Raw genomic sequence first — 11512 nt, forward strand, 5'->3', positions numbered from 1 at the left:
CCCCGCTGATGCTGCTCGCGATCGATGCCGGCAATACCAATGTCGTGTTTGCGCTCGTCCGCCAGAACGAGGGGCGCGGCGGGATCGTCGCGCGCTGGCGGATCGCGACCGATCCTCGGCGGACGGCGGACGAATATGCGGTGTGGCTGAGCCAGTTGATGCAGCTTGGCGGGCATGATCGCACCGCGGTCGAGGGCGTGATCGTGGCCACCGTCGTACCGCGCGCGCTCCACAATCTCCAGGTGCTCGCGTCGAAATACTTCAGCACCGAAGCACTGATCGCCGGCCACGCGCCGGTCGAATGGGGCATCGCGATCGATGTCGACGAGCCTGCGTCGCTGGGCGCCGACCGTGCGGTCAACACGATCGCTGCGCATGCGCTGCATCCCGGCGACCTGATCGTCATCGACTTCGGCACCGCGACCACGTTCGACGTCGTCGATTATAGCGGCGCGTACAAGGGCGGGATCATCGCGCCGGGCATCAACCTGTCGCTCGACGCGCTCGTGACCGCCGCGGCGAAACTGCCGCGGATCGCGATCGAGGCACCGATGGACACGAGCGTCATCGGGCTCAACACCGTCTCGCAGATGCACATCGGTATCTATTGGGGCTATGTCGCAATGATCGAGGGGCTGGTCGCGCGGATGAAGCGCGAGATCGGCCGCCCCGTGAAGGTCGTCGCCACCGGCGGCCTTGCCACATTATTCGAGAAACAGACCGACGTGTTCGACGTCATCGAAGCCGACCTGACGATCCAGGGGCTGGCGATGATGTGGGATCGTCACCATATCTAGGGCCATTGGGCTCGCGCCGACCGGCCTGCGGGCCATATTCCTGTATAATCCTGAAAGTAATCAATGACTCCGAAGAACGAACTCCTTTTCTGTGGCCTTGGCGGCTCCGGCGAAATCGGCATGAACGTCAACCTGTACGGCTGCCAGGGCAAGTGGGTGATGGTCGATCTCGGCATCACCTTCGCCGATCCGCAATATCCCGGCGTCGACGTGATCCTGCCCGACCTGTCCTTTATCGAGGACCGGATCGACGACCTGCTCGGCATCGTCATCACGCACGGCCATGAGGATCACATCGGCTCGCTGCCGTATCTCGCCGAAGACCTTGGCGTGCCGATCTACGCGACGCCGTTCACGATGGGCCTGATCCGCGGCAAGCTCGAGGAAGAGGGCATCGCGAACCGCGTGAAGCTCAAGATGATCCCGATGGGCGGCAATTTCCAGCTCGGGCCGTTCGGCTTCACCTTCGTCGAGATGTCGCATTCGATCCCCGAGGCGAACGCGCTGCTGATCGACACGCCTTATGGGCGCGTGTTCCACACCGGCGATTGGAAGCTCGACAAGAACCCGGTGATCGGCAACCCGACCACGCCCGAGGGCTTCATGGCGATCGGCGACAAGGGCGTTGACGTCCTCGTCTGCGATTCGACGAACATCTTCAACACCACTGCATCGGGCAGCGAGAGCACCGTGCGGAAGGGTCTGTTCGAGGAAGTCAGCAAGGCCAAGGGCCGCGTGATGATCACCAGCTTCGCGTCGAACGCCGCGCGGCTGCACACGTTCGGCGAAGTCGCGAAGGAAACCGGGCGCAAGCTGTGTGTGACCGGGCGTTCGCTCGACCGGATCATCAAGGTTGCGCGTGCGACGGGTTATCTGAAGGATTTCCCCGACACGATCAGCCCCGACGAGGCGATACGCCTCCCTAAGAACAAGGTGCTGATCATCGCCACCGGTGGCCAGGGCGAGGAGCGCGCGGCGCTCGCACGTGTCGCCAATGGCCAGCACACGGTCACGCTCGACGCCGACGACACGGTGATCTTCTCGTCGAAGCAGATTCCGGGCAACGAGGTCCAGATCGGGCGCATCCAGAACACGCTGGCGGCCAAGGGCATTCGCATGATCACCGAGCGCCAGGCGCACGTCCATGTGTCGGGTCATCCGGGTCAGCCGGAACTCGCGCAGATGTACGACTGGCTGCGACCGGAGGTGCTCGTGCCGACGCACGGCGAGATGCGCCACATGATGGAGCATGCGCGCTTTGGTCTCGAGCAGGGCATTCCGCGCGCGATCGTGCAGAGCAATGGCGACATCATCCGTTTGGCGCCCAAGGGCCCGGCGAAGATCGGCAACGCGACGGTCGGGCGTCTGGTGCTCGATGGCGACGTGATCCTCCCGGCGGACGGCGCGACGCTGAGCGAGCGGCGGAAGCTGGCGATCAACGGCCAGATTTCGGTCGGTGTCGCGCTCGGCAAGGACGGCCGGATGGTCGGCCAGCCACAGGTTCGCGTGCAGGGCGTGCCGGTCGAGGAAGACCGCGCGGCGTTCATCGCCGACGCGGTCCAGGCCGCCGCGGATACGGTACGTGGCGGCAAGCGCGAGAGCGAGAAGATGCGCGAGCAGATTCGTCTTGCTGTGCGCAAGGTGGCCAAGCGCTGGACCGGCAAGCAGCCGATCGTTGATGTCCTGCTGATCGAGGGCTGACGTCATGCGCTGGACCTCGGCACTTGCGATCTACGTCCTGTTCTGGTCGTTCTCGGTGTTCCTGGTCCTGCCGTTCGGCGTGAGGACGACACGCGAGGTCGGGGGCGAACACGTCCCCGGCCAGGCTGAAAGCGCGCCGCACGAGTTTCGGTCGGGACGGACGGCGTGGCGGGTGACCGTTGTGGCGACGGTGTTGTTCGTGCTGTTCCAGCTAAATTATTCTTACGGGTGGATCACGCCGCAGACGGTCGACCTGTTCGACCGCGGGAATATGGTCACGCGCTGAACGACCAGCGATCCTCCCCCGCCAGGGGGAGGTGGCTGGCCCTTGCCAGACGGAGGGGGAGGTAGGCGCAAACCCATGTTGCGTGTTCCTCCCCCTCCGTCGCTTCGCGCCACCTCCCCCTTGCGGGGGAGGATCGTTATCCCGGCGACGCGGCCGAGCCTGCCAGCAAACCGCCATCGATATTGATCTCGGTCCCGGTAATATACGCCGCTTCGTCCGACGCCAGCATCACCGCGACCGTGGCCACCTCGTCCGGCATCCCGAACCGTTTCAACGGCGTGTCGGCCACCAGCGCCGCCATCCGCGCCTCGCGGTCCGGCCCGTCCCCCAGCATAGGTTCCCAGATAGGCGTCAGGATGGCCGCGGGATGCACCGAGTTGCAGCGGATCTTCCAACCCTGTTGCGCGCAGTACAGCGCCACCGTCTTGCTATGATTGCGGATCGCCGCCTTCGACGACGCATAGGCCGCGGCGAGGGGGATGCCGACCAGCCCGGATCGCGACGAGATGTTGATGATCGAGCCTGCGCCCGCGGCCTTCATCGCACCGATCGCATAGCGGCAGCCGAGGAACGTACCGTCGAGGTTGACCGCATGGACCGCGCGCCAGTCCGACAAGGTTGCATGCTCGGGATCGTGCGCGACCATGCCTTGCTCGAAACCCGTTACGCCCGCATTGTTGACGAGCACGTCGACCACCGGAACGATAGTCGCCAGACGCTGCCAGTCCGCTTCTTCGCGGACGTCGAGCCTTTCGAACCGGCAGCCTATCGCCGTCGCAGTCTCGACGCCGGCGGTTTCGTCGATGTCGGTAAGGATGACGATGGCACCTTCGTCATGGAAGCGCTCGGCGATCGCGCGGCCGATGCCACGTGCTGCGCCGGTGACGACGCAGATTTTGGTGTTCAGTCTAGGCATGTAAGCCTCGAAATATGAGTCCGGTCGGCGGGTTGCTCCGCTGGCGAGGGCCGCGTTAGCGGTGACGCTGGATCATTTCGAAAGCTCCTTCGACGTGCGGTTCAGCGCAGGCGTTCGATGGCCTGCGCCAGCGCGACGTACAGCTTGCCCATGTCGGACGACAGCAACGTGACCCCGAGCGGCGAGCCGTCGCGTTGCGTCAGGATCGTGCGGAGCATTGCTTCGAAGTCGTGGATATAGCGGTTGACCATCTCGCGGAAGGGCTCGTCCTCGTCGTACAGACCGGCGATCTCGCGGACTTCGCTGGCGTCGAGGATGCGGACGGCGCGTCGCGTGAAGACGCCGCGGTCGCCCTTGAGATACGCGCCCCATGCGCTGTCGGAGATTTCGGGTGCGATCGCCTTGGTGATGTCGATCGAGGCGGAATTGAGCGATTCGATCAGCAGCGAAACGCGGCGCGCGAAGGTGTCCCGGTCGGCATCTTCGCGCTCGGTGCGCGCCTCTTGAAGCCGCGTTTCGACGATCGCGGTCTGGTCGACGATCGCCTGGACTTCGCGCGCGAGCCGTTCGGTCGCGCCGGTGGCGGCGTCGACCGCGGCACCGGTCGCGTCGGTGAGCGCCTTGACTTGGCGTTCCACGGTATCGTTGGTCGCGCGGCGCATCGCGTCGGCGCTGGCAGCTTCGAGTGCAGCTGCGGCTTCGGGGATGACCTTCGACAGCGTCTCGCGCGCCTTGTCGGCGGCGACGGCAGCGGTCTCGCGGACGCGGTGGAGCGCCTCGATCAACTGCGGCGCGGCGTCTTCAGCGAAATGCTGCGTCCTGCCGATAGCCTCGTCGACCATGTGACCGAGCGCATCGGCCTTCGCGCGACCTGTGTTGAGCGTGTTGAGCAGGTCGGTCGAGAGCGTGTCGAGCACATGGCGCTGTTCGCCGATCACCCCGGCAATCGCCTCGATCGCGTCGTGCGTGCTCTCTGCGGCGGTGACGAGCGCGAGCAGTTCGGGGCGCGCCGAAACGACGATGCTCTTGCTGGCGAGCACCTGCGTATCGAGGCGGCCGAGTGCGGCTGGCATCGTTTCGTCGATTTCGCGCGCGGCAGAGTCGAGGGCAACGAGCAGTGTTTCGGTCGTCGCGATAGTCCGGTGCGCCATGTCGTCGCCAGCCCGAAGCGCTTCGGTCATCGCGTCGGCGGAGCCGCCGAGCGCGCTGATCGATGCGGCGAGGTCCTGCGTGCGCTCGGTGCCGTGGCGATGGAGCAGTTCGATCCGCGATTCGACTTCGCCAAGCCCGGTGTGGAGATCGTCGACGATACGGTCGCCGGCGCTGCGTTGCAGATCAAGGCGGATCGCGACGCGTTCGATCGCGTCCTCGACGCTGGCGATCCGCTTGGCGAGCGCTTCGGCGCTGTCGCGAGCGGCGCTGTCGAGCGCGGCCTGGTTTGCGCCAACCATTGCCAGCATCGCGTCACCCTGCGCGGCGATGCCGCGGCGTGAGTGATCGACGGCGTCGGCGGTGCGGTTGAGCAGTGCGTCGACGGCGGCGGACATGCCGTCGGTGACAGATTCGAGATGCGCGCCGGCGGTCTGGCTGGTCGCCTCCATCCGGACAATGTGCGCGGCGAGGCGCTGTGCAGCGCCGCTCGCCATCGCGTCGGCGTCGCGGCCGCGTTCGGCCAGCGCGACGATCTGCGCGTCGAGCGCTGCGGCGTGTTCGCTAGCAGACAGCCCGGTGCGTTCGAGGCGCTTGGCGACGTCGTCGATATCCGCCTGCGCGCGGGGGAGGGTAGCGATCAGGACGCCGAGGCTGGTCTGCGCGCCGGCCGTCGAGGTCGCGAGGTTGCGCGCGTGCGCCGCAGCCTGGTCGATCTCGGACACCATGCCGCGACCGATCGCTGCGAGTTGCTCGGTTGCGCCGCCGCCCATCGCCATCAATGCGTTGAGTTGCTCGGCGAGGTGTTGGCGGTTGACGTCGATCGTATTCGACAGCGCGGCGACGCTGCGTTCGAGGCTCGCGGCTTCGTCGCGCATCGCCTGCGCGGTGATACCGAACCGGTGCGCCTCACTACGGCTGGTTCGCATCGCGAGTAGCCAGACGATGCCGATCAGCGCGGGGACGACGCAGAGCGCGGCGATGAACTGGACTAAGGCAACCGGCTCGATCGTCGCGAGCGAACCGCGCGCGAGCCACAGCATCGCCGCCAGCCAGACGACCAAGACGGCAACCGCGATACCTACGTAAAGGCGTCCGCGATCGGGCGCAGGGTCTTGATAAACCTCGTCGAAACCCGTTTCTGTGACGGTGTCGGACATGTTTTCTATCACCGGATCCATCACGATATCCGCGCGAATGGGATGGGCATTGCCTGCCGACGCGCGAAACCCGATCATTGACGAACCCCCGTTCATGAACTGCGGAAGTATCATGAATTGCGGCGGGACAAAACGGATGATGCGATCCTCGCGCGTTCATCCGTCCGGTAAGCAGGGCGGCACGGCGTACGGTCCGATGACCATAGGGACAGAGACCGATCAACATGCGGTTTCGCGCCTGCAACGCCGAACCGAGCCTTGGCGCAGGGCGGTTCGGCCGAACGCGGGCTTTGCAGGACGGCGCGTACCGCCTAACAGCCTGCGATGCTTGCCGGCCTATTATTTGCAATTCATGACGCCGACGATCGCCCCGATCGTCTTGCTGCGACCTTGCCCTTCAGCGGCGTGACGTTGATCGAGTATCAGGCGCGGTTGCTGATCGCCGCCGGCGTTTCGCAGATCATCATCGTGGTCGCGCGCATGACCCCCGAATTGCTCGGGGCGATCAACCGCATCGGACGACGCGGCGTAAGCGTCGATACAGTACGATCCGCGATGGAAGCGGGCGAGAAACTTCACCCGCTGGCGCCAGTGCTGATGCTCGGCGACGGGCTCGTCACCACCGACGCGATCGTCAAGGCGATGGCGGTCGAAGAGGGCGACTGCCTGCTCGTCGTCCCCGAAAGCGACGCGGGGCCGGGGTTCGAGCGTGTCGGCGGGCAAATGGCGTGGGCCGGCGTCGCTCGGCTGAGTTCGAGCCGGATCGCCGAAGTCGCGGGCTTGCCGCAGGATTACGATCTCCAGTCTTCGCTGTTGCGGTTTGCGGTACAATCGCGCGCGACACACGTGCTGTTGCCGACCGATGCGGTGCGCGGTGGGCACGGGATCGAGCGTCAGGCGCGCACGCTGGAGGAACGCGGGCGCGCCGTGCTGATGACGATCGTGTCGGGGCGGCGCGGCTGGTTCGACCGCTTCGTGCTGGCCCCGATCGCGCGGCTCGCGTTGCCGCTGCTGGTCGATCGTGGTGCGGCGGGCACCACGGTTGGAGCCGTCGGCGCAGCGCTGGGCGTGGCCGGATTGGTGACGATCGGCTTCGGGCTGCCGTCGATCGGCCTGGTCCTGTCGCTCGTAGGATGCATAGCCTTGGCACTCGGCTCGGTGCTCAGCGGACTGCGCGACGATGCGCCGATGGCCCGTGGGCAGACCCTGGCGATCGGCGGCGTGGCGGCGGCATCGATCCTGGTCTTCGCGTTTTTCGTCAGCGGCTATGCGGGGAACAACACCGCATTGGCGATCGGTACCGCGCTCGTCGCGATCGGCGCGCTGGCCGAACGCGCCATCCTCGAACGCGAACGGCAGATGTGGTGGGGAAGTCCGGCAGCCTATCTGCTGGTCGTCGCGCTGTTCGCGATCCTGGGGTTCCCGGGGTTCGGGCTCGGCCTGACCGCGGCGTATGCGACCGCGACGCTGGCCGTGGTTATCGAGCGACTTCGCCGTACGCCTTAGGCGGACCTTAACGTCCGGAGGCTAAGCACGGGATCATGTCGGTCGGTCCAGACCCAGTGCGTGACGTCGTGTCGCCCTATGATCCCGTTGCGCGAGCGGAGGATGCACGCCTGCGCGCGGACGCGCGGCTGACCGGAACGATCGCGGATTTCTTTCTCGATGCCGATGCACGGCTCGACGACCGGACGCGGCTGATGCTCGCGCAAGTGCTTGGCGCGATCGTCGGGGCGATCGAATGGGACATCCGCCGACATGCCGCACGACTGCTCGCGGGCGGTGGCGCGACACAGGCCGGCGAGGCGATGCTGAAGGCCGGGGCGGGGGGCGTTCTCGATCGTCTCACGCGCGCGGGGCTGCTCCGCGACGAAGAATTGATGGACGAACTGATCGCGCGCGTACGCCATGACCTGATTGCCGCCTCGTTGCCGGTGGAGGTCGCCGAACCCGACGAAGCGAGCTTGCTCGTGAGGCTGGCGGGGGTGCCGGACAGCGTGGTGGCGTCGGCGGCGTCTGCATTGCTGGCTGCGGAAAGCCGGCGGCGGGTGGCGAACGAGCAGGGATCGGTCGGGGGTAGTGAATTGCCCGCCGAACTGCATCACCGGCTGGTCTGGTGGGTGGCGGCGGCCGTGCGCGATGGCCTGAAGTCCGTCACGCGGGAAAGCGACCGGGCGATCACCGATGCAGCGCAGCGTAGTCTAGCCGCGCACGACGAAGGCGAGCGACCCGATGCGGTGGCGACGCGGCTCGCCGGCGCGCTGGATGCGCGACCGAACGAATTGCCTGCGGTGCTGATCGAATCGATCGGCGACCGCCGCCTGTCGTTGTTCGTCGCGGTGCTGGCGCATGCAATCGGCATCGCGTTCGATCAGGCGCGGGCGATCACGCTGGACCCGGAGGGCGATCGGCTGTGGCTCGCGTTGCGCGCGATCGACCTCGATCGGCCGACGATCGCACGGATCGGGCTGGCGCTGTCAGAGGCGGATCCGCGGCGCGATATCGAGGCGTTTGCGGATGCGCTCGATGCGATCGTGTCGGTCGGGGTCGAGGATGCGCGCGCGTCGCTCGCGCCACTAGCGTTGAACCGCGATTTTCGGATGGCGTTGCGCGCGCTGGCGCGTACGGATCGGCGATGAGCGTGTTCGACCCCTCGATCGAAAGCCCGATTGCGCACGCGATCGTCGCGCCCGACGGTTCGCTGTCGTTTGCGGACCCTGCGCTGGTTGCGCTCAACCAGCGGGCGGGCGGGATGCGCGGTGCACCACTTGCCGTGCCGCAGCTTGCGACGATCGCCCGGCTCGCGCGTCGGCTGGGGATCGTCGTGTCGCGCGGCGTGGTCGTCGCGGACGACGAGGCGGATGTAGATCTCTGGGTGCGGGCTCAACCGGATGGTGAGAACGTACGGCTGACGGTGAGCGGCTGGCGCGAGATCGCGGCGTGGCGGCCGGCGCGACCGGCGCCCGATACGCAGGACGATTTCCACGGCAGCGATACGGATTGGCGGTGGGAGACGGATTCCGCGCTACGGCTGACGTTCGTCACGCTCGATGCAGGGCCGAAGCACGGGTTCGACGCCTTCGCGTTGCTGGGCCAGCCGCTGACGGCGATGTTCTCGCTGGATACCGGTGTGGATGGGGCCTTGCCGATCCTCGACTCACTTGCGCGGCGACGCTCGATGACGGCGCAACCGGCTCGGCTGCGGAGTTCCGGACGCGCGGTGACGTTGACGGCCAATGTTCGACACGATGCGGCGGGCGACTTTGCCGGGTTCGTTGGCGCTGCACGCATGGTAGTCGAAGACGCACCGCCCCCTGCTGTCTCGACCGAGACACTGTCGCCGACCTTTACGAGCGGACTCGACAAGGCGTTGCGGGTTCCTCTCGCGCGTATCGTCGCGAACGCGGACAGCATCAATGCGCAGGCGGATGGTCCGGTGCAGGGCGATTACGCGGATTACGCCGCGGATATCGCCAGTGCGGGACGGCATCTGCTCGAACTGGTCGATGACCTCGTCGATCTCCAGGCGGTCGAGCGGCCCGATTTTGCGCTGGTGCCCGAGCCGATCGACCTTGCCGATGTGGCGCGACGGGCGGCCGGGCTGTTGTCGGTGCGCGGGGCGAACGCAGGTGTCACGATCACCCGCCCGGCGCTGGACGTGCGTGTTCCGGCGCTCGGCGATTTCCGTCGCGTGTTGCAGGTTCTGGTCAATCTCGTCGGCAACGCGGTGCGCTACTCGCCACGCGGTGCGCAGGTGATCGTCACGGTAACGCGGACGCAGACCCACGCGGTCGTCGTGGTGGCGGACAAGGGCAAGGGCGTCGCGCCTGAGGATCAGGTCCGGATTTTCGAGAAGTTCGAGCGGGTCGATCCGTCGGAGGCCGGCGGCAATGGGCTCGGCCTGTACATCGCGCGGCGTCTCGCGCGGGCGATGCAGGGGGATCTCACGATCGAAAGCGCGCCCGGTGAAGGCGCGCGGTTCGTGCTGACCTTACCGGCGGATCCGGCGCGCCACTAATATCAGCGCGAGGCCGAACGCGGCAAGGAATGCGCCGCGATCCGCCCATGGCCGCTGGTCGAGCATGAAACTCGACTGCGGCCAGTGGACGTATCCGAGCCCCTGGCCGATCCAGAGCAGACCCATCAGCGCGCTGAGCACGCCGACGATCATCAGGATCGGCCGGAGCGTCTTCATCAGCGTGACGCCATCGGGACGTAGTCACGCGCGGTCGGGCCGCTGTAGAGCTGGCGCGGACGGCCGATCTTCTGGTCGGGATCGGTGATCATCTCGTTCCACTGCGCGACCCAGCCGACCGTGCGGGCAAGCGCGAAGAGCACCGTGAACATCGACGTCGGGAAGCCGATCGCCGACAGGATCACGCCCGAATAGAAGTCGACGTTCGGGAACAGCTTCTTCTCGATGAAGTACGGATCGCTGAGCGCGAGACGCTCGAGCTCGATCGCGACGTCGAACACGGGGTCGGTGACGCCCAGCTCGCCGAGCACTTCCTTGACGGTCGTCTGCATGACGGCCGCGCGCGGATCGTAGTTCTTGTAGACGCGGTGACCGAAGCCCATCAGGCGGAACGGATCGTTCTTGTCCTTGGCGCGAGCGATATACTCGGGGATGCGGTCGACGGTGCCGATCTCATGCAGCATGTTGAGCGCGGCTTCGTTTGCGCCGCCGTGCGCGGGACCCCACAGGCAGGCGATGCCGGCGGCGATGCACGCGAACGGATTGGCGCCCGACGAACCGGCGAGACGGACGGTCGAGGTCGACGCGTTCTGCTCGTGATCGGCGTGGAGGATGAAGATGCGGTCCATCGCCTTTTCGACGATCGGGTTCACGACATACTTCTCGGCGGGCACGCCGAACGTCATCTTCAGGAAATTGCCGGTGTAGCTCAGCGTGTTGTCCGGATAGACGAACGGCTGGCCGACACTGTACTTGTACGCCATCGCGGCGATCGTCGGCATCTTGGCGATCAGGCGGTGCGACGCGATGACGCGCTGTGCCGGATCGTGGATGTCGGTCGAATCGTGATAGAACGCCGACAGCGCGCCGACGACGCCGCACAGGATCGCCATCGGATGCGCGTCGCGGCGGAAGCCACGGAAAAACTGCGCGAGCTGCTCGTGCACCATCGTATGGCGCGTGATCGTGGTCGAAAAGTTCGCCAGCTCGTCTTCGCTCGGCAGTTCGCCGTTGAGAAGCAGATAGGCGACTTCCATGAAGTTCGACTGCTCGGCCAGCTCGCCGATCGTGTAGCCGCGGTGCAGCAGCGTGCCCGCGTCACCATCGATATAGGTCAGCTTCGACTGGCACGACGCCGTCGAGGTGAAGCCCGGATCATAGGTAAAATTGTCCGTCTGCGCGTACAGCTTGCGGATATCGATGACATCGGGTCCGACCGTACCGGACATCACCGGATACTCGAAATCCTTGCCGTCGACCTTGAGGGTTGCGGTCTCGCTCATGCTTGTATCCTTCCTCGAAATCTTA

The 11512-nt window shown here is 66.1% G+C and carries 10 protein-coding genes; 6 read left to right on the forward strand and 4 right to left on the reverse strand.

The features are described from left to right. The first annotated feature begins 8 nt into the window (after window positions 1-8). The 3 genes from O6X71_RS02670 (at window position 9) to O6X71_RS02680 (ending at window position 2784) form a co-directional block, all read left to right on the forward strand. Window positions 9-797 (forward strand): type III pantothenate kinase, encoded by a 789-nt coding sequence (locus O6X71_RS02670; protein ID WP_353464317.1) that lies wholly within the window; start codon window positions 9-11, stop codon window positions 795-797. A gap of 63 nt (window positions 798-860) precedes the next feature. After that, window positions 861-2498, forward strand: a complete 1638-nt coding sequence (locus O6X71_RS02675) for a ribonuclease J (RefSeq protein ID WP_353464318.1) — start codon at window positions 861-863, stop codon at window positions 2496-2498. 4 nt (window positions 2499-2502) lie between these two features. After that, a complete protein-coding gene (locus O6X71_RS02680; protein ID WP_353464319.1) occupies window positions 2503-2784 on the forward strand; it encodes a DUF1467 family protein in 282 nt (93 codons plus the stop codon). Window positions 2785-2920: 136 nt separating this feature from the next. Here the strand turns inward: O6X71_RS02680 and O6X71_RS02685 are convergent, their stop codons facing one another. Beyond that, window positions 2921-3700: an SDR family oxidoreductase gene (locus tag O6X71_RS02685; RefSeq protein WP_353464320.1), complete on the reverse strand. Its 780-nt coding sequence runs from the start codon at window positions 3698-3700 to the stop codon at window positions 2921-2923. 101 nt (window positions 3701-3801) lie between these two features. Then, window positions 3802-6087 (reverse strand): hypothetical protein, encoded by a 2286-nt coding sequence (locus O6X71_RS02690; RefSeq protein WP_353464321.1) that lies wholly within the window; start codon window positions 6085-6087, stop codon window positions 3802-3804. 246 nt (window positions 6088-6333) lie between these two features. Between O6X71_RS02690 and O6X71_RS02695 the strand changes: the two genes are divergently transcribed. From O6X71_RS02695 to O6X71_RS02705, 3 genes are read left to right on the forward strand one after another with little or no spacing between them, the layout of a single operon-like run. After that, window positions 6334-7515 carry a hypothetical protein gene (locus tag O6X71_RS02695; protein ID WP_353464322.1) on the forward strand — a complete coding sequence of 394 codons (1182 nt, stop codon included), beginning with the start codon at window positions 6334-6336 and terminating at the stop codon, window positions 7513-7515. 35 nt (window positions 7516-7550) lie between these two features. Then, the gene (locus tag O6X71_RS02700) at window positions 7551-8648 is read left to right on the forward strand and encodes a DUF2336 domain-containing protein (protein ID WP_353464323.1); all 1098 of its coding nucleotides are present in this window, start codon (window positions 7551-7553) and stop codon (window positions 8646-8648) included. Continuing rightward, complete coding sequence (locus tag O6X71_RS02705; protein ID WP_353464324.1) at window positions 8645-10027, forward strand: sensor histidine kinase; 1383 nt, start codon at window positions 8645-8647, stop codon at window positions 10025-10027. Before O6X71_RS02700 ends, O6X71_RS02705 begins: the two co-directional genes overlap by 4 nt. Here the strand turns inward: O6X71_RS02705 and O6X71_RS02710 are convergent. Next, window positions 10001-10204, reverse strand: a complete 204-nt coding sequence (locus tag O6X71_RS02710) for a hypothetical protein (RefSeq protein ID WP_107962026.1) — start codon at window positions 10202-10204, stop codon at window positions 10001-10003. The two genes, O6X71_RS02705 and O6X71_RS02710, sit on opposite strands and share 27 nt — an antisense overlap. Continuing rightward, on the reverse strand, window positions 10204-11487 hold the full coding sequence (locus tag O6X71_RS02715; protein WP_060524737.1) for a citrate synthase: 1284 nt from the start codon (window positions 11485-11487) through the stop codon (window positions 10204-10206). The genes O6X71_RS02710 and O6X71_RS02715 overlap by 1 nt, the downstream gene beginning before the upstream one ends. Window positions 11488-11512 lie beyond the last annotated feature (25 nt).

Origin of the sequence: Sphingomonas faeni, from assembly GCF_040407505.1 — a bacterium.
Classification (GTDB): Bacteria; Pseudomonadota; Alphaproteobacteria; order Sphingomonadales; family Sphingomonadaceae; genus Sphingomonas; species Sphingomonas faeni_E.